12 protein-coding genes are annotated in these 18,383 nt (G+C 69.9%); 3 read left to right on the forward strand and 9 right to left on the reverse strand.

Going from position 1 to position 18,383, the window contains the following annotated elements; all coding sequences use genetic code 11:
* Nucleotides 1-21 precede the first annotated feature (21 nt).
* The 5 genes from pulA to Aiant_RS10320 are packed head-to-tail and all read right to left on the reverse strand — an operon-like array spanning nt 22 to nt 10,940.
* Nucleotides 22-5,448: a pullulanase-type alpha-1,6-glucosidase gene (gene pulA / locus Aiant_RS10300; protein WP_229830726.1), complete on the reverse strand. Its 5,427-nt coding sequence runs from the start codon at nt 5,446-5,448 to the stop codon at nt 22-24.
* Nucleotides 5,448-7,268 (reverse strand): glycoside hydrolase family 13 protein, encoded by a 1,821-nt coding sequence (locus Aiant_RS10305; RefSeq protein WP_189333427.1) that lies wholly within the window; start codon nt 7,266-7,268, stop codon nt 5,448-5,450. The genes pulA and Aiant_RS10305 overlap by 1 nt, the downstream gene beginning before the upstream one ends.
* A complete protein-coding gene (locus Aiant_RS10310) occupies nt 7,265-8,113 on the reverse strand; it encodes a sugar ABC transporter permease (protein WP_189333426.1) in 849 nt (282 codons plus the stop codon). Before Aiant_RS10310 ends, Aiant_RS10305 begins: the two co-directional genes overlap by 4 nt.
* Nucleotides 8,110-9,678 (reverse strand): ABC transporter permease subunit, encoded by a 1,569-nt coding sequence (locus tag Aiant_RS10315; protein WP_189333425.1) that lies wholly within the window; start codon nt 9,676-9,678, stop codon nt 8,110-8,112. Before Aiant_RS10315 ends, Aiant_RS10310 begins: the two co-directional genes overlap by 4 nt.
* On the reverse strand, nt 9,678-10,940 hold the full coding sequence (locus Aiant_RS10320) for a sugar ABC transporter substrate-binding protein (protein WP_189333424.1): 1,263 nt from the start codon (nt 10,938-10,940) through the stop codon (nt 9,678-9,680). The genes Aiant_RS10315 and Aiant_RS10320 overlap by 1 nt, the downstream gene beginning before the upstream one ends.
* A gap of 186 nt (nt 10,941-11,126) precedes the next feature.
* Between Aiant_RS10320 and Aiant_RS10325 the strand changes: the two genes are divergently transcribed.
* On the forward strand, nt 11,127-12,176 hold the full coding sequence (locus tag Aiant_RS10325) for a LacI family DNA-binding transcriptional regulator (RefSeq protein WP_189333423.1): 1,050 nt from the start codon (nt 11,127-11,129) through the stop codon (nt 12,174-12,176).
* 450 nt (nt 12,177-12,626) lie between these two features.
* Here the strand turns inward: Aiant_RS10325 and Aiant_RS10330 are convergent, their stop codons facing one another.
* Nucleotides 12,627-12,857: a hypothetical protein gene (locus tag Aiant_RS10330; protein ID WP_189333422.1), complete on the reverse strand. Its 231-nt coding sequence runs from the start codon at nt 12,855-12,857 to the stop codon at nt 12,627-12,629.
* A 53-nt stretch (nt 12,858-12,910) separates the two neighbouring features.
* On the opposite strand from Aiant_RS10330, the gene Aiant_RS10335 reads away from it, so the two are divergent.
* Nucleotides 12,911-13,675 carry a leucine-rich repeat domain-containing protein gene (locus Aiant_RS10335; protein ID WP_245006650.1) on the forward strand — a complete coding sequence of 255 codons (765 nt, stop codon included), beginning with the start codon at nt 12,911-12,913 and terminating at the stop codon, nt 13,673-13,675.
* A gap of 9 nt (nt 13,676-13,684) precedes the next feature.
* On the opposite strand, the gene Aiant_RS10340 is transcribed toward Aiant_RS10335, so the two are convergent.
* The 3 genes from Aiant_RS10340 to dapE form a co-directional block, all read right to left on the reverse strand.
* Nucleotides 13,685-14,887: a hypothetical protein gene (locus Aiant_RS10340; RefSeq protein ID WP_189333421.1), complete on the reverse strand. Its 1,203-nt coding sequence runs from the start codon at nt 14,885-14,887 to the stop codon at nt 13,685-13,687.
* Complete coding sequence (locus tag Aiant_RS10345) at nt 14,884-15,408, reverse strand: SigE family RNA polymerase sigma factor (RefSeq protein ID WP_189333420.1); 525 nt, start codon at nt 15,406-15,408, stop codon at nt 14,884-14,886. Before Aiant_RS10345 ends, Aiant_RS10340 begins: the two co-directional genes overlap by 4 nt.
* A 231-nt stretch (nt 15,409-15,639) precedes the next feature.
* Nucleotides 15,640-16,698 carry a succinyl-diaminopimelate desuccinylase gene (gene dapE, locus Aiant_RS10350; RefSeq protein ID WP_189333419.1) on the reverse strand — a complete coding sequence of 353 codons (1,059 nt, stop codon included), beginning with the start codon at nt 16,696-16,698 and terminating at the stop codon, nt 15,640-15,642.
* A gap of 92 nt (nt 16,699-16,790) precedes the next feature.
* Between dapE and argH the strand changes: the two genes are divergently transcribed.
* Nucleotides 16,791-18,221, forward strand: coding sequence for an argininosuccinate lyase (gene argH, locus Aiant_RS10355; protein WP_189333418.1), 1,431 nt, complete (start codon nt 16,791-16,793; stop codon nt 18,219-18,221).
* The last annotated feature ends 162 nt before the right edge of the window (nt 18,222-18,383 follow it).

An 18,383-nucleotide genomic window follows, 5' to 3' on the forward strand; every position in this document is an offset into this window, starting at 1 on the left:
GGGCCGGCGTTCAGTGGGGCATCAGCTCTGGACGAACACCGAGACGGTACGCGCCGGGACCGTGAACGTGCCGGTCGCCGAGGCGAACGACGCGGTCCGGACCAGCGGGTCGGCGGACGCCTGCTGCACCGGGTGCAGGGCGACCTTCTTACCGGCGAGCGCGGAGACCTGCTGCGTGGTCGTCGCCCCCGTCGCGTTGAACACTACGGTGATCGACTTGAAGGTGCCGCCCAGCCCACGGGCGTCCAGCGTCATCGTGATCACGCCGGGCGTCTCGGACGTGCCGGAGAGCGGGAACGCCACCCGGTCCTGGACCTGCTTGCCGGTCGCCAGGCCGAAGACCGGCGAGGACTTCCGGATCTTGAGCAGCTCCTGGTAACGGGCGTCGGCCAGGTTGATCGCCGCGCAGTCCGCCTTGAGGGCGGGGTCGGCGAGCAGCGGTTTGGCGTACGGCCACTTGGACTGGTTGTCCGCCGCGGGCGGCAGGCCCCTGCCGAAGCCGTTGCCCTTGGTGCAGTCCCACTCGATCTGGTTGAACCAGTCCCCCGAGTTGAACGAGTTGCGGTCGAGGGACTTGGAACGGAGCCGCTCGCTGCCCGCGGTCACGAAGCCGACGCCCTGGCCGAGCACCGTGGTGGCCAGCGCCACCGACTGGGACCGGGCCCGGTCCGTCGCGCTCGTCGCCTGCGGCAGCTTGAACGCGAACGAGTCGTACAGGATCTCGTTGTCGTGCGCGTCCACGTAGGTGATCGCCTCGTCCGGCGCGGCGGTGTAACCCGCCGGGGCGCCGTTGTAGTCGACGTCCTTACCGGCGACGAGCTTGCCGTCGCTGGCGGTGAAGGTGTAACCGGCGAGGTTGCCGGTCAGACCGACCTTGATCAGATCCTGGTAGTGCAGCACCCGCGCCTTCTGCTCGGCGGGCGTGCCGTTGACCGCGTCACCGTTCGGCTGGTCCGCGAGGCCCGAGGCGAAGCCCTGGATCCGCGGGTTGTCGTCGAACGGGCCGCCGCCGCGGACCGCGTCCCGGAGCCGGTCGTTGAACGTGCCGATCCCGGTGCCGGCCATGTTCGCCTGGGTGGCCTGGACGAAGCGGGCGTTGTTCGCCACCTCGCCGAAGTTCCAGCCCTCGCCGTAGACGTAGATGTTCTTCCCGTCGACGCCGTCGCGTTGGAGGGTGAGCTTGTCCAGCGCCTTGCGGACGGCCAGGATGTTCGCCTTCGGGTGGTGGCCCATCAGGTCGAACCGGAACCCGTCGACCTTGTACTGCTTGGCCCAGGTCACGATCGAGTCGACGACCAGCTTGCCCATCATCGCGTTCTCGGTCGCGGTGTTGGCGCAGCAGGTCGAGGTGGCCACCGAGCCGTCGGCGAGCAGCCGCTGGTAGTAACCCGGCACGATCTGGTCGAGCACCGACTTCTCGTCGACGCCGGCCGCCGAGGTGTGGTTGTAGACGACGTCCATCACCACGCGCAGGCCGGCGTTGTTGATCCCGGCGACCATGGAGCGGAACTCCCTGGTCCGGTTGGCCGGGTCGACGGCGTAGCCGCCCTCCGGGACGGTGTAGTGCAGCGGGTCGTAACCCCAGTTGTAGCCGTCGGAGCCGGCCACCTTGGCCACGCAGGCCTGCTGCTGGTCCGAGTCGGCCGGCAGGGACGCCAGGTCACAGTCGGGCTGGGCCTGGTCGGCGCGGTTCTCCGGGATGGTCGCGAAGTCGAACACCGGCAGCAGGTGCAGGTGGGTGACGCCGGACTTGCCGAGGGCCGCCAGGTGCTTCATCCCGTTGGCGCCGGTCTCGGTGAACGCGGCGTAGGTTCCGCGCTCCGTTGCCGGAACCGACGTGTCGGCGATGCTGAAATCGCGTACCGAAAGCTCCTGGATCTGGATCTTCGCGGGCGCGGTGGCGGCCGGCTTCCTGAGCGAACCCCAGCCGGCCGGGGCCAGCTTCGGGTCGCCGAGGTCGGCGAACTGGCTGAGCTTGGAGTCCGTCGACAGGGCCACCGAGTACGGGTCGGTCACCGACGCGGTGACGATCTTCTGCGCGGCGGGCTGCCACGCGGTGACCCGGAACTTGTAGTACTTGCCGTACAGATTCTTGGCGACGGGCGAGGACCAGACGCCGGTCCGGTTGTCGCGGTTCATCGCGACCAGCGACGCCGAGCCGGACGACGCGGTGTCGTAGACCTCCAGCTCGACGCTGCGGGCGGTCGGCGCCCAGACCGAGACCCGGCCGTGGGTGTAGCCGAGGTCCGCGCCGGTCGCCGCCGCATAGACGTCGTCGAGCGCACCCGCCGTCTGGACTCCGGTCGCCGCGAGCAGCTTCCCGGCGGCGTCCCGCTCGGTGATCACGATCTGGCCGCGCAGAATGCCGGCGATATCGATCCTCGGCAGCGTGAAGGCGCTGTACTGCCACAGGTGCGGGAAGTCGGCCCGCTGCCTCTCGGTGAGGCCGTTACGCCGCGAGCTGAGCCGGACCGACGAGAACGTCCCGGTGAGCTCGCCGTCGGCCACCCCGATCCCGCCGGCCGGCGAGTAGACCAGGTCGTAGACCTTGCCGTCGGTCCCGGCGCCGACCTCCTGGAGCGTCGTGCCGGTGCCGGTCTGCCAGGCGATCGTCGAGCGGTCCATCCAGACCGCCGACTCCTTGGACAGGTCGGTCGAGCCGCCGCCACCAGCGGACTTGACCAGCGGCAGCAGCCGCTTCTCCTGCCCGGCGAGCAGCCACACCTCGTGGGTCGAGTCCGCGAAGGTCAGGCGCTGGTCGGTGGGCAGGTCCTTGGTGTCGCCGTTGTGGATGATGTAGCTCAGCCCGGCCGCGCCGTCGGCGAGCGGCACCTCGAAGACCGCACCGAAGGAGTCGATCCTGGCGGGTTTGAGCGGGCTGCCCCAGTCGGTGCCGGTCGCGGCGCCGTCCCAGACGTGCAGGCCCCAGCCGTCGTAGTCGCCGTCGGCCTTGCGCCAGTGGATGACCGCTTTCGACTGATCCTGGTTCACCGCGGGCGGCGTCGTGTAGACCGTGGCGTCACCCTGCTTGAGCCAGACCTCGGGGTTCTTGTTCGGGTCGAGCGAGCGGTCGGCGTCGGTGTCCTTCACGCCGTCCTTGTTGACGACGATGAAGCCCATGCTCTTGGCGTTCGGCGCGAGCTTGACGTAAGCGAACCGGCCGTAGGCGTCCTCACCGGCGAACGGCTGCCCGTTCGGCCAGGTGGTGGACATCGACGGGTCGGTGTCGCCCCAGGTGTAGAGGCCCCAGTCGTCATAACCGCCGGCCGGCCGCTGGTAGTGGACGATCGCGTAGTCGACCGTGGACGCCGCGGCCGGGGTGCCGACCGTGATGCTCGTGCTCGACGACGCCAGCCGTCCCTTGCTGTCCCGCACCACTGCCTTGTACTTCACCGGCGTGCCGCCGGCAAGCCCGTCCAGGTCGTGGTAGATCCGGTAGGGCGCCTTGTCGGCGGTGCCCAGCAGCTCCCACCGGCCGTTGCCGACCTGCGCCGCGAAGGTCACCGTGGCGAGCGGGTCACCGGTGGTCTCGGCGACCAGCTCGGTCCGGGTCGCCACCGAGGCACCCGCCTTCGGCGTGGTCAGGCTGACGGTGGGCGCGGCGGCCGGCAGCGGCAGGCTTCCCCCCGATTTCAGTACGACGGTGGACAGCGCCGGAACGGTGACCGTGATCTTCCCGTCCGCGCCCGCCGTGGTCGCCGCCGCACCACCGTAGACGCCGGTGAACGTGCTGCCCGGCGACGAGGTGGCGAAGCTGACCGTCTGGGTGGTGGTGGCGCTGTTGGCCGCGACCACGTACTCGGTCCGCTTGCTCTTGTCGATCCGGGAGACCGCGAAGACGCCCTGGCCCTCGGCCGCGTACCGGGTGGTCTGCACGCCGGTCACCAGCGCCGGGTTCGCCTTGCGCAGCTTGGCGAGCGACGAGATGGCCTGGTAGAGCGGGTGCGCGGTGTTGTAGTTGTCGACCGCGTGGGTGCGGTCGGTGCCGATCAGGTCGTCGTCCAGGTAGTCCGCGGTCTTGCTGGCGAACATGTCCTGGCGGGCGTCCTTGTCGCCGCCCGGCCCGGTGAAGCCCTGCTCGTCACCGGAGTAGACGACCGGCTGGCCGCGGGTCAGGAACATCAGCTCGTGCGCCAGCTGGTCGCGCTTGAGCTGGGTGTCGGCGGTCGCGGCGCTCGCGATGAACGAGCCGATCCGGCCCATGTCGTGGTTGCCGAGGAAGGTCGGCAGCCGCTCGGCGCTGGTGCTCTCGGTGGTGTACAGGTCGTCCTTGGCGTACAGGCCGGAGAGCGCGGTGGCGTTGCCGGCGCCGGTGACGAACGCCCGGGCCGCCTCCTGGAAGGAGAAGTCCAGGGTGGCGGGCAGTTCGCCCTTGCGCACGTAGGTGGACTCGATCTCCTGGTCGGCGCTGTAGACCTCGCCGAACATGAAGAAGTTCTTCTTGCCGGCCTTGGTGGCGGCCTTCTGGATGCCCGCCGAGAACTGCGGCCAGAAGTCCAGGTCGGTGTGCTTGACGGTGTCCAGGCGGTAACCGTCGATCCCGGTGGAGCCGATCCAGTCGGCGTAGATCTTGGTCATCCCCCGGACCACCTCGGGACGCTCGGTCCAGAGGTCGTCGAGGCCGTAGAAGTCGCCGTACTCGCTGTTCTCGCCGGAGAACGTCGAGTCACCGCGGTTGTGGTACATGGTCACGTCGTTCAGCCACGCCGGCGTCTTGGCCTTGGCGTCCGCCTTGGTCGCGTAGACCGGCGTGTATGGGAACGAGGTGCTGTCCACGCTCGGGAAGCCGTTTTGGCCGGTGGCGTAGTTCCGGTCCTCGAACGGCTGGCCCTCGGTGTCGGTGTACGGCGAGGTGGCCTTGTCGATGTAGGTGTACTTGTTCTCCTGGTACTTGATGACGTCAGCCGTGTGGTTGACGATGATGTCCAGGAAGATCTTCATGCCCCGCCGGTGCGCGAGCTTGACCAGCTTCTTCAGGTCCGCGTTCGTCCCGAAGTGCGGGTCGACCTGGGTGAAGTCGGTGATCCAGTACCCGTGGTAGCCGGCCGAGATGTCGGTGCCGCTGCCCTGTACCGGACGGTTCTTGAAGACCGGGGCGAGCCAGATCGCGGTGGTGCCGAGCCCCTGGATGTAATCCAGCTTGTCGATCACGCCCTTGAGGTCGCCACCGTGGTAGAAGCCCTTGTCGGTGGGGTCGTAACCGGTCGACAGCCGGTCGCCCTTGAGGCCGCCCTGGTCGTTGGACGTGTCGCCGTTGGCGAATCGGTCCGGCAGGACGAAGTAGTACTGCTCGTTGGTCCCGGTCTGCTCGTCGGAGCCCCAGTTCGCGATGACCGAGGCGCTCGGCTCGGCCGGTGCGGCGGACGCCGCCTCCGCGCCGGGGACCACGATCAGGGGTAGAAGAAGGCTGAGCAGCGCGGCCCGCAGCCGCGTTTTACTCGATGCCACTATGCACCCTTCCGATTCGGTGGAGAGATCTGAAGGCGGACGGACCACACCTGGAAGGTAGGCCCGTCTCCATTGATTTCGATACATCCATCGGTACCGACCTTGAGGGAGTCGGCGCCGCCGTACAGGTTTTCGCCGTCGATCCCGGCCGGCAGTCCGGCCAGCCGCAGCGGCTCCCCGGCCGCCCGCCGCGCCACCACCAGCACCGCGTCGTCCCGCGACTCGCGCAGGAAGGCGAGGGTGTCGCCGGCCGCGTGCGCCCAGCGCAGGCCACCGGCCCGCAGAGCGGGCCGGGCCCGGCGCAGCGCGAGCAACGCGTGGTACTCACCGAGGGTGCGCCGGTCCCAGGTCTCCGGCCGGCGCCAGGGCATCGGGGTACGCGAGTGTTCGCCGTTGACGCCGGTCAGGCCCAGCTCGTCGCCCGCGAAGATCATCGGAGTGCCGGGCAGCGTGCACAGCAGACCGGTGGCGATCTCGTGCCGGGTCGCGTCGCCGACCACCGAGCGGATCCGCGGCGTGTCGTGCGAGCCGAGCATCTGCCACGAGCTGGTCCACGAGCGCCAGGACATCTGCGCGGCGAACGCGCTCATCGTGGCGACCAGCGCGCCCGCGTCCCGGTCCGGGATCTCCCCCGGCACGCCCAGGAAGTCGTCGAACGGGAGCACCGCGGCGCGCAGCCAGCTCCACACCGGGCGGGTGAAGCCGGCGTAGTTCATCGTGCCCTGCCAGCCGTTGCGGTCCAGGTCACCGGTGGCGTCGTGGGCGTGCTCGCCGATCAGCAGGGCGTCCGGGCGGATCTGCTGCACGGCGCGGCGCAGCAGCACGGCCGCCTCGCGGGACCAGTCCTCGGCGCCGCGGCGGCCGGTCATGTTGGCCACGTCGATGCGCCAGCCGTCCAGGGCGTACGGATAGGTCAGCCAGTGCTGGGCGATCCGGGCGAAGCGGCGGCGCAGCTCGTGGCTGCCCCAGTTGAGCTTGGGCAGGCTGGGCACGCCGAGCCAGGACTCGTAGCCGCCGTCCGAGGTGAAGTAGTAGAGGTCCCGTTCGTCCGGGAACCAGGGATGCGCGTCACCGGTGTGGTTGGTGGTCAGGTCGCCGATCAGGCGCATGCCCCGGCCGTGCACCGCCTCGGACAGCCGGACCAGCGCCTGGTCGCCGCCGAGCAGCGGATCCACGTGGTCGAAGCTCGCGCTGTCGTAGCGGTGGTTCGACGTGGCGGGGAAGAACGGGGTCAGGTACAGGGTGTTCGCGCCGAGGTCGGCGATGTGGTCCAGGTGCTCGGTGACGCCGTCGAGGTCGCCGCCGTACACCTGGGTGCCGGCCAGCGGCGGATGTGCCGCGACCGGCTCGTCCCAGTCGCAGGCCACCGCCCAGTCCGGGAGCGGTCTGTCGCCTTTTCCGGAGGCCGCGAACCGGTCCGGGAAGATCTGGTAGACCACGGCGTCCCGCGCCCAGGCGGGCGCGGGAGCGTAGGCGACCAGGCGGAAGTCGGTCGCGTCCGGGACGTCGTGGTGGGTCACGCCGCAGCCGGTCAGCCAGCGCACCGCGCCACCCGCGGTACGCAGCAGGAACCGGTACGGCGTGACCGGGTTGCGGACCTCGAGCTCGGCCCGCCACCAGTCCCCGCCCCCGTCGCGCCGGTCCAGCACCGCCGAGGTGAAGACCGGCTCGCCGTCGCGCACCCAGCGCATGTGCACCCGCGACACCCGGGTCCCGGCCGGCACCCGGACGAAGACGGCAACCGTCTCGCCCAGGGCCGGTGCGGGGTTCGAGACGTACCCCTCGGAACCGTCGTGGTGCGGCAGGAGCAGGCGGCTCATCCCTTCACCGCGCCCGCGCTGAGGCCCTCCACGATGTAGCGCTGCAGGTACATGAAGACACCCACGGTCGGGATCGCGGTCAGCAGCGTGCCGGCGCAGAAGATCCCGAAGTTGGTGTTCCGGTCCGAGCCCTGGACCAGGCCGTACAGGCCGACCGCCAGGGTCTTCGAGGCGCCGTCCCGCAGGAACAGGTTGGCCAGCAGGAACTCGTTGATCGTGCCGATGAAGGCGAGCAGGCCGGCGACCGCGATGATCGGCGAGACCAGCGGCAGCAGGATCCGGAAGAAGATCCCGGTGTGCGAGGCGCCGTCCACGGTGGCCGACTCGTCGAGCTCCTTCGGCACGGTGTCGAAGAAGCCCTTCATCAGCCAGGTGTTCACGCCCAGCGCGCCGCCCAGGTAGAGCAGGATCATGCCCCACCAGGTGTTGAAGCCGATCCCCGGCCACAGGTCGGTGATCTTCGAGAAGATCAGGAACAGCGCGACCACGGCCAGGAACTGCGGGAACATCTGGATCAGCAGCAGGAAGAGCAGCCCGGAGCGGCGGCCCCGGAACCGCCGCCGGCTGAACGCGAACGCGGCCAGCGCGGACAGGAAGATCGAGATGATGCTGGCCAGGCCGGCGATCGCCACCGAGTTGACGAACCACTGCGGGAAGTTCGTGTCGGTGAACAGCCGGCCGAAGTTGTCCAGCGACGCCCCGCTCGGCACCAGGGTGCTCGACGACAGCGTGCCCAGCGGGTTGATCGCCGCGGAGAACACGAACAGGATCGGCCCCAGCGAGAAGGCCACGGCCAGCACGGCGACCAGGTGCCGCCACCCCGTGTCCCGGAACCACTTGATCATGAGTAAACCTCTTCCTGGGCGCGGGTGCGCCGGAAGCTCACCCCGGAGACGACGGCCACGATCAGGAAGATGAAGATCGAGATGGCCGCGGCGAAGCCGTACTGGGCGCCGGATCCGCCGAAGGCCAGCCGGTACGTGTACGTGATCAGCAGGTCGGTGGCGCCGGCGTTCGGGTTGTCGGCCGGGAACGGCCCACCCTCGGTGGTCAGGTAGATCGCGTTGAAGTTGTTGAAGTTGAACGCGAACGACGAGATCAGCAGCGGGGTCAGCGCGACCAGCAGCAGCGGCAGCTTGATCGCCCGGAACGCCTGGAACGGTCCGGCGCCGTCGACCTTGGTGGCGTCGGTCAGCTCGGCCGGGATCGCCTGGAGCGCCCCGGTGGTCACCAGGAACATGTACGGGTAGCCGAGCCAGAGCTGCACCAGCAGCACCGCCAGCTGCGCGGTGATCGGCGTGCCCAGCCAGTCGACGTGGATGCCGAGCACGTTGTTGATCAGGCCGAAGTCGGTGTTGAACATGTCCCGCCAGACCAGCAGCATCGCGAACGACGGCATGGCGTAGGGCAGCACCATCAGGATCCGGTACAGCCCGCGGAAGCGCATCCGGGTGGACTGGAGCGCGATCGCGCAGAACATGCCGAGCAGGAACGTGCCGCCGGTCGACCCGATCGCGAACAGGAAGTCCCAGACCAGCGTGCCCAGGAACGACGACGCGATGGTGTCGTCGGTGAGCACCCGGGTGAAGTTGCTGAACCCGACGCCGACCTTCCAGCCCTGGGCCAGCCGGTCACCGTCGGCCGCGACGAACGAGCCGATCGCGTCGTCGGCCTTCCACACCTTGCCGTCGGTGGTGTCCCGGATGCTGTCGGACGCGAAGTCGTAGGCCCGCACGGCCTTGCCCTCGTACGCCCGGGAGAGCCCCGACGACCGGATCGCGCCGGTGCTGGTCGGCACCGCGAAGTCGGTGATCTCCTTGCTCCGCGCGCTGGCCTGACCGGCGTTGAGCACGGTGTACCCGGCCGGCGGAACCGCGTCGGCCGGTTTCAGCCCGGCGCCGTCCCCGATCGACACCTGCCCGGTCTTCGGGTCGGTGATCAGGAAGGCCAGCGGGCCGGTGGCCACGTCGCCCCTGGTGAGGATCTTCAGCTGGTACTCGGTGGAGCCGGGCACCCGGGTGACCGAAGCGGTCTGGATGGCGGTGATCGCTTCGGCCTTGCTGCCCCGGTGGCCGTCCCCGAAGTTGGTGAACGCCGTGCTCGCCGTGTAGAGCACCGGGAAGATCTGGAAGACCACCAGGAAGAGCGTGCCCGGGACCAGATACTTGGCCGGGATGTGGCGGGGCGTGAGGTACAGGTAGAGCAGACCGGCCGTGGTCGCGAGCAGCAGGGCCAGGCCGGCCCAGTACTCGTTCTCCACCAGCGGGAAGGCGCCCCAGATCGCGGTCGCGACGACCAGGCCGAGCAGCACGATCTTGACGACTTGGCCCAGGAGCGAGGTGCTCCTCGCCTCTTCTACCTCGGGGGCGGGAAGGGCCCGCGTCGCGGGCCCTTCGAGCTGCGTCGTCATTACTTGTTGATCGCGGCCGAGATGGTCTTGGCCGCGGCGTCGACGGTCGACTTGGCGTCGGCGCCACCGATGACGGCGGCCTCGGCCTTGCCGAACGGCTCCCAGATGGCGGCCATCTCGGGGATCGCCGGCAGCGGGATGGCGTTCTTACCGGCCTCGGCCCACTTGGCCACGTCCGGGTCGTTGCTCTTGACCGAGTCCAGGACGCTGGTCAGCGCCGGCGGACGCGGGTCGACCTGGTACAGCGCGGTGGCCAGCTCCGGGGTGGTCACGTAGTTGGTGACGAACTCCTGGGCGAGCGCCTTGTTCTTGCCCTTCGACGCGACGTAGAAGGTCTGCACGCCGAGGAACGGGGTCGCCTCCTTGGCGCCCTTGAACGGCGGGACGGCGGTGATGTCGTACTTGATGCCGGCCTTCTTGGCGTCCGCGGTCGCCCACGGCCCGGAGACCAGGAACGCGCACTTCTTGCCGGTGAAGGTGGCGACCGAGTTGTCCGGCGTGATCGAGCGCTTCAGGGCGCCGTCACCCTTCTCACCCAGCGAGCGCAGCTTCTCGAACGCGGCCACCGAACCCGGCTTGCCGACGCCCAGGTCCTTGGGGTCGTAGTCGCCGCTCGCGGTGGTGCCGAACAGGTAACCGCCGGCCGAGGCGTACAGCGGGTACGCGTGGTAGGCGTCGCCGGTCGGTCCGGCCTGGAGGCAGAGGATCTCCGAGGCCTTCTTCTCCGACACCAGCTTCTTGCCCTGCGCGACCAGGTCCTCCATGGTGGCCGGTGCGGTCGGGGCCAGGTCGGTGTTGCGGATCAGGCCGATGTTCTCGGTCGCGTACGGAACGCCGTAGGTCTGGCTGTTGAAGGTGACCGCCTTCAGGGCGCCCGGCTGGAGGCCGCTCTTCTGCGCGTCGGTCAGCTGCACCGGGTCGATGGCGCCGTTCTGCACCAGGTTGCCGATCCAGTCGTGCGCGCCGACCATCACGTCCGGGCCGCTGCCCTGCTGGGAGGCGGTGAGGAAGGTGGTCTGCTGGTCCTTGGAGATGGCCTGGACCTTGACGGTCACGCCGTTCTCCTTGCCGAACTTCTCGGCGAACGGCTTGAGGGCGGCGGAGCGCTTGTCGTCCGCCCAGATCACCAGTTCACCGCTGGCCGCGGCGGCCGAGGGGGCGCTGCCGCCCTTGGTGTCGTTGTCCTTGCTGTCGCCACAGGCGGCCACGCCGGCCAGGCACAGCATGCTGGCGGCGATCACACCGGCAGTACGGATGCGCATGGAAATGCTCCCGTTCATGTACGGATTTAGCGCGAGAAAAGGGGTGTCTTGAGCGCGGCCCATGGCTCGGCGCCCACAAGATCGGTAAGGTGTCGTCCTTGTTGCCGGGACGTTAGCAAGCTCTTGCAGTCAATGGAAGGGCTTGCAGGGCGATGACCGGTAACAGCTCGGCACTACAGTGACAACATGCGTGCACGGATGGCGGACATCGCCCGTCAAGCCCAGGTCAGCGAGGCGACGGTCTCTCGCGTCATCAACGACCGCCCCGGCGTCTCCGCGGAGACCAGGCAGGCGGTGCTGACCGCCCTCGACGTGCTCGGTTACGAGCGCCCCGAGCGGCTGCGCAAACGCAGCGCCGGTCTGGTCGGCCTGGTCGTGCCCGAGTTGGACAACCCCATCTTCCCCGCGTTTGCCCAGGTCATCGAGTCGACGCTGGCCCAGTCGGGCTACACGCCGGTGCTCTGCACGCAGTCACCCGGCGGCGTCACCGAGGACGAGTACGTGGAGATGCTGCTGGACCGCCAGGTCTCCGGCATCGTGTTCGTCTCCGGCCTGCACGCCGACACCACCGCCGACGTCGAACGCTACCTTCGGCTGCTCGCCCGGCCGCTGCCGATCGTGCTGGTCAACGGGCACACCGACGGCATCGACGCGCCGTTCGTCTCGTGCGACGAGCAGCTCTCCGGCGACCTGGCGGTCGGGCACCTCGCGTCGCTCGGCCACACCCGGATCGGCATGATCTCCGGCCCGCACCGGTTCAGCCCGGTGCAGCGCAAACTCGCCGGCTACCGCGCCGCCATGCAGCGCGAACTCGGCATTCCGGCGTCCGAGGTGGACGATCTCGTGGAGCTGACGCTGTTCGGCGTCGAGGGTGGCGAGGTGGCCGCCGAGCGCCTGCTGAACAAGGGCGTCACCGGCATCATCTGCGGTTCCGACATGATGGCACTGGGCGCGATCCGGGCCGCGCGGCGCCGCGGGATGGATGTTCCGAGCGACGTGTCGATCATCGGGTTCGACGACTCGCCGCTGATGGCCTTCACCGATCCGCCGCTGACGACGCTGCGCCAGCCGGTCGCGGCCATGGCCGTGGCCGCCGTCCGCTCCCTCGTCGACGACATCAACGGACACGGTTCGCCCAGGTCGGAGTACCTTTTCCGGCCGGAGCTGGTGGTCCGCAACTCGACCGCGATGGCGCCGGCCCGGCGGAAACTGACCGCGGACATCTCGGCCGCCTGACGGCTTCCTGAAGAAACCTGCTGCAACTTCTTGCACGATCCGCCAGAGAAATTCGCGTCACTGCTCAAGAGAGCGTGTTCTCCGCCTCGTTCGGGCGGACGTCCCGGCGCAGGTAGGACGCGCGCGGCGGCTGAGCTGCCGGAATTGGCGCCGGGCGACGGCATTCCCGGCAAGAACCGGCAAGCCCAGGATGGCCGAAATCGTACTTTCCGCGTCTGCTCCGTTACCGAGCGCAGGAAAAACCCTGTCCGGTGGGCCGCATACGGATCAGTGATACACATCACATTTTTTCTGAACCGGTTAACTCGCGGTGCCGGTTGTCGCCCAGATTGTGGCGGTTCTCGAAGGCAACCGGCAGTACTGTTGCCGGGTCCTTGCACTGAATGACGGCGCCTGTCAGGGGCTGTTTCGGCAGCGCTCAGGGCAGCCACCGAACCGGTCCAGTCCGATTCAGCGGGCCCGTTTCCGTCTCTCGGCCCGCGTCACGAAGCCTGAGGCCAGGACACCGCCCAGGCCCGCGAAGACGACGACGAACGGGACCGGATCCAGGTCGGTCCGCTCCTGGACGAGGTACCCGGCGAACGCCCCCGCCGCGCCGATGAGCAGAAACAGACACAGCGCCGTCACGACCGGCCGGCGGAAGGCGACGGCCGTCAGGCGGTCCTTGGCAGTGGGCGGCATGGCAGAAGTAGACCACGCCAGACATAGGCTTCGATGCCATGGAGGAGCCACGCGTGTTCGGGAACCGATTCGCCGACGCCGCCGGGCCCGCCGGGGCGCAGCCGGACCGGGACCGCTGCGGGTGCGTCGGGCACTCGACCCGAACCCGGCCCGCCGAGGTGAGCTTCCACGCCGACCGGCAGGACACCGCGAGCCCCGGCTGGCGGCACCTGCTGGCGCTGATCGACGAGGCCGCGGCGGACGGCCGGCCGGTCTTCAAGCCGTTCGTGGAGTTGGCTCCCGAGGAGCGCCGGCAGATCATCACGCTGCCACCCACGATCGCCGGCCTGACCGAGGTCCGGCACCTCGTGCTGTACGGCACCAACCTGGTCCGGCTCCCGCCCGAGATCGGGGCGATGACCGCCCTGGAGGTGTTCGAGCCGTACACGTCGCATCGGCTGCACTGGTATCCGTACGAGCTGACCAGGTGCACCCGGCTGCGCGCGAGCACGGTCAGCACCCGCGTGCTGTACGGCAACGTCAAGTTCCGGCCGCCGTTCCCGAGCCTGCCCCCGGCGAGCGAGGTCGACCCCGCCCGGCTCGATCCCGCGGTCAGCGGGACCGATCGGGCCGGCACGTGCAGCGTGTGCGACGGCCCGGTCAGCGCCGAGCTGCACCAGGTGTGGATCTCTCAGGCGGTGGCCACCGACGTGCTGCCTTTGCTGGTCAACGCCTGCTCGGCGGCGTGCGTGGCGGCGCTCCCGCGGGGCCACCAGGGGTACGTCGCCACACCGCACCGGGGCGGTCCCGGGCTGGTGCAGCCGGCGTCCCGCCGGTGACCCGGGGGCCTAGTCGCGGAATTCGATGGTGAGTGCGGCTCGGTCGTTGGCCTGGTTCGGATCGTTGTAGCCCTTCGCGGGCAGGACGTTGGTGTCCGGGACATAGGTGAGCTCGTAGCGGCGAGGGGAGTCGATCTTCAGGGTCAGCGTGCGGGTGGCGCCGCCGGCCAGTCGGGAGCCGGTGCAGTTGACGTCCTCCATCCCGCCGCCGGACGGGCTCACCGCGCAGCCGGGCGGCGGATCGACCAAGCGCATGCCGGTGGAGATGACGGTCTGGGTCCGGTACGGGATGGCGGAGACCCCGGTGTTGCGCACGGTCAGCGTCATCGAACCCGTGTAGTGCCCGTTCTTCTGCCTGGTCAGCACCAGCTTGCTGCTGGTCAGCCGGAGATCGGTGGCGTACGGGTTGACCGGTGGCGCGGGCGCGTCCTGCTGAACGAACCCGGAGCCGTTCCAGGTGAACGTGAGCCACTGGCGGGTGACGTAGCGCTGGTCGGCCGACGTGGGATCGGCGCAGTGCCAGGGCACCGGGAAGTCGGCGGTCTCGACCTGGATCGCGCCGTTCGCGCCGGCGCGTATCCCGCAGATGGCGACCACACCGCCGGTCTGCTGCAGCACCGGGCCGATCGTGCGGATCCCGCCGCCCTCCGCGGGCGTGAACGCCAGGACCTGCGACTCCTCCTGGCCCGGATCACCCATGCAGAAGATCCGCGCGAACGTCTCCGCCCGGCCGTCCCGATCGACATCGGCGTAGGCGACCCCGGCGATCCAGAGTGCGCCACGGTTGTCCTGGGTGTCACCGTCCTGGAACGGAACCGGGCCGCCGGCACAGTGGCCGGCCGGCCACGCGGGCAGGTCGAGAGTGGCCGAGTAGAGATCCTTCTCGGTGATGCCACCGATCGGCGCGGTCGTCGACGGCTCGGTCTTCTCACCCGGGCCGACGAAGTAGATCGTGGAGCCGGAAGGGCTCGGGACGGGCGCGGCCGAGTTCGTCGCGGGACCGGGCCGGTTGCCGGTCAAACCCGCGCCGGCGGCCACCGAGATCGCGACGACCAGGACGGCCAGTGCCCCGAACAGGGCACCACGGTTGCGCCGGCGGGTACGCAGCCTCGCCCGGGTGCGCTCCGCGCCGACCGGCCTGACCAGGGTCGCCGTCTGGCTGCGGAACTCGTCGAACACGGTGGTCAGCGGATCGTGGCCGGAAGTCGTCATTTCTCGTCCTCCTTCTCGGCGAGGCGCGTGGCCAGCGCGGTACGCCCCCGGTGCAGCCACGCCTTGACCGTTCCCTCGGGCACGCCGATCTGGTCCGCGATGTCCCGCACCGACTGATCGGCGAGGTAGTGCAGGACCACCACCCGGCGGTGCTGGGCGGGCAGGGTGGCGAGCGCGGCGGTCAGCGCGACCCGGTCCGGGCCGGGCGCCGGAACGGTCTCCAGGCGGTGCCTGCGCAGGAAGAGCGCGGCGGTGCGGGCGCGACGCCACTGGCTGGTCGCCAGATTCCAGGCGACCCGGCGCACCCAGGCGAGCGGATCGTCCAGGACGGACGTCCGGTTCCACCGGGCGGGTGCGCGCAGGAACGCCTCCTGCACGGCGTCCTGGGCGTTGAGCAGGTCCCCGGTGTAGGCGTACAGCTGAATCGTGAGCGACTGGAAGTGGGCGGCGTAGAAACTGTCGAAGTCCCGGTCGGCCGGCCCATCCCGATCGACGTCGCGTGCCTGGCGTAACTCGACCACGGTGCCCCTCTCCCCCGATGGCGGCCCGGGATCCGGCCGCTCAGGGGTTACACGCCCGGCAGCGGATGCCGGTTACAGCGAGGCCGGTGGATTCCCGCCACCACCCGCCCCGCCCGGAGCCCGCCGGGCGGTCCGGAGCGCGGCGGGCGTCGCGCTGCTCGGCGGAGCTCTGCGGAGGACGTACAAAATGGTGAGCGGCCCGGACCGTGCCGGGCCGCTGGTGGAAAGCGGTCAGCTCAGCCAGGTCGTGAGGTTCCGCAGGGCGGTGCGGATCTCCGGGATCGGGACGTGCTCGCCGTCGGTGTGTGCCTGGAGCGGGTCGCCGGGGCCGTAGTTGACGGCCGGGATGCCGAGGGCGGCGAAGCGGGACACGTCGGTCCAGCCCAGTTTGGCCTGCGGGACGCGGCCGACCAGCTCGACGAACTCTTTGGCGGCCGGCTTGTCGAGGCCGGGGCGGGCGCCGGGGGCGCGGTCGGTGACCTCCAGGTCGAAGCCGGCGAAGACCTCGCGCAGGTGCGCCTCGGCCTCCTCGACCGAGCGGTCCGGGGCGAAGCGATAGTTCACGAAGACGGTGCACAGGTCGGGGATCACGTTGCCGGCGATGCCACCCTCGATCTTCACGGCGTTGAGGCCCTCGCGATAGTGCAGGCCCTCCACGACGGGGCGCCGTGGCTCGTAGGCTCGGAGCACGTCCAGAACCCCGCCCGCGCTGTGGATCGCGTTGCTGCCGATCCAGGAGCGGGCGGCGTGCGCGGCCACGCCCGGCACCGTGATCTTCACGCGCATGGTGCCCTGGCAGCCGCCCTCGACCGTGCCGTCGCTGGGCTCGCCGAGGATGGCGAAGTCGCCGGCCAGCCAGTCCGGGTGGTTGCGGACGAGGCGGCCGAGACCGTTCAGCTTGGCGGCGACCTCCTCGTGGTCGTAGTAGACATAGGTGACGTCGTAGCGCGGCTCGGTCAGCGTCGCGGCGAGATGCAGCGTGGTGGCGACGCCGGCCTTCATGTCGACGGTGCCGCGGCCGCGCAGGACGTCGCCGTCCTCGACGACCGGCAGGTTGCCGGCGATCGGCACGGTGTCGAGGTGGCCGGCGAGCACGACCCGGGTGGCACGGCCCAGGTTGGTCCGGGCGACCACGGCGTCACCGTCGCGCAGCACCTCCAGGTGCGGATATTTCCGAAGCGCTGCCTCGACGGCGTCGGCAAGCTCCTTCTCGTCGCCACTGACCGAGGGGATGTCGCAGATGACGCGGGTGAGGGCGACGACGTCGCCGGTGAGATCGAGATCAGCCATGATGCAACTTTATCAGACGTGGGGTATTATTATGCACGCGTTAAAGTCAGGTGGAAGTTCCTGACGATCTTCCGAATGATCAAGGAGTAGGTGTGCCGGAGAGTGACGAGCCGACCCGGCTCTGGGGTGCGCGATTCGCCGGTGGCCCGGCGGAGGCCCTGGCCCGGTTGAGCGTCAGCGTCCAGTTCGACTGGCGGCTGGCGCCCTATGACTTGCTCGCCTCCCGCGCGCACGCCCGCGTGCTGGCGAACGCGGGACTGCTCGACGCCGACGAGCTGGGCCGGATGCTGGCCGCGCTGGACGATCTGGAGTCGGCCTGCGCCGCCGGCGAGTTCCGTCCCACCATCGAGGACGAGGACGTGCACACCGCCCTGGAGCGCGGCCTGCTGGAGCGCCTCGGCGCGCTCGGCGGCAAGCTGCGCGCCGGCCGCTCGCGCAACGATCAGGTCGCCACCGACCTCCGGCTCTACCTGCGCGACCACGCCCGCGGGGTGGCCGTCGCGCTGATCGAGCTGGCCGACGCGCTCACCGAGCAGGCCGCGCGCAACGTCGACACCCCGGCGCCCGGGATGACCCACGTGCAGCACGCGCAGCCGGTCAGTTTCGGTCACTGGCTGCTCGCCCACGTGCAGCCGCTGCTGCGCGACCTGGAGCGGCTGCGCGACTGGGACGTGCGGACCGCGATCAGCCCGCTCGGCTCCGGCGCCCTGGCCGGCTCGTCACTGCCGCTCGACCCGGCCGCCGTCGCCAAGGAGCTGGGCTTCTCGGCCCCCGCGCCGAACTCGATGGACGCCGTCGCCGACCGTGACTTCGTCGCCGAGTTCCTCTTCGTGACCGCGCTGATCGGCGTGCACCTGTCCCGGCTCGGCGAGGAGGTCGTCCTCTGGACGTCCACCGAGTTCGGCTGGGTGGAGCTGGACGACGCGTTCGCCACCGGTTCGTCGATCATGCCGCAGAAGAAGAACGCGGACATCGCCGAGCTGGCCCGGGGCAAGAGCGGCCGTCTGGTCGGTGGCCTGGTCGCGGTGCTGACCATGCTCAAGGGTCTGCCGCTGACCTACGACCGGGACATGCAGGAGGACAAGGAGCCGGCCTTCGACGCCGTCGACACCCTGGAGCTGCTGCTCCCCGCCCTGGCCGGGATGATCTCCACGATGACCGTCCGGGTGGACCGCCTCGCGGCCGCCGCCCCGGTCGGCTTCTCGCTGGCCACCGAGGTGGCCGACTGGCTGGTCCGGCGCGGGGTGCCGTTCCGCGACGCGCACGAGATCACCGGCAAGCTGGTGGCGCTCTGCTCGGCCCGCGAGTGCGAGCTGGAGGACCTCACCGACGACGACCTCAAGACGGTGAGCGAGCACCTCGACCCGTCGGTCCGGGAGGTGCTCTCGGTCGCCTCGGCGCTCGCGGCCCGCACGACACCGGGTTCGACCGGCCCGGGCCCGGTCCGCGAGCAGCTCGCGACCGTCCAGCACAAACTGGACACGTGGCGCCAGTGGGCGGTGGAGAAGGTCGTCCCGCGCTGATCGCCCCCATTTTGTACGACCTGGGTGAGGCTCTGCCGAGCAGCGCGAGGCCCGGCCGCCTCACGGCCGCTTGGCGACCTCACGGGTGTGGCGGTCGGCTGAAGTAGGCGCGGACCCACGCGCCCGTCCCCCGTTCCCAACCCCGGCTGGCGCCCATGGCCC

Source organism: Actinoplanes ianthinogenes (assembly GCF_018324205.1).
GTDB lineage: Bacteria > Actinomycetota > Actinomycetes > Mycobacteriales > Micromonosporaceae > Actinoplanes > Actinoplanes ianthinogenes.

Bases quoted from the DNA above. Each gene is read 5' to 3' on its own strand.
- Aiant_RS10305 (WP_189333427.1), bottom strand. From the start codon at position 7,268: ATGAGCCGCCTGCTCCTGCCGCACCACGACGGTTCCGAGGGGTACGTC.
- Aiant_RS10310 (WP_189333426.1), bottom strand. From the start codon at position 8,113: ATGATCAAGTGGTTCCGGGACACGGGGTGGCGGCACCTGGTCGCCGTG.
- Aiant_RS10315 (WP_189333425.1), bottom strand. From the start codon at position 9,678: ATGACGACGCAGCTCGAAGGGCCCGCGACGCGGGCCCTTCCCGCCCCC.
- Aiant_RS10320 (WP_189333424.1), bottom strand. From the start codon at position 10,940: ATGCGCATCCGTACTGCCGGTGTGATCGCCGCCAGCATGCTGTGCCTG.
- Aiant_RS10325 (WP_189333423.1), top strand. From the start codon at position 11,127: ATGCGTGCACGGATGGCGGACATCGCCCGTCAAGCCCAGGTCAGCGAG.
- Aiant_RS10330 (WP_189333422.1), bottom strand. From the start codon at position 12,857: ATGCCGCCCACTGCCAAGGACCGCCTGACGGCCGTCGCCTTCCGCCGG.
- Aiant_RS10340 (WP_189333421.1), bottom strand. From the start codon at position 14,887: ATGACGACTTCCGGCCACGATCCGCTGACCACCGTGTTCGACGAGTTC.
- dapE (WP_189333419.1), bottom strand. From the start codon at position 16,698: ATGGCTGATCTCGATCTCACCGGCGACGTCGTCGCCCTCACCCGCGTC.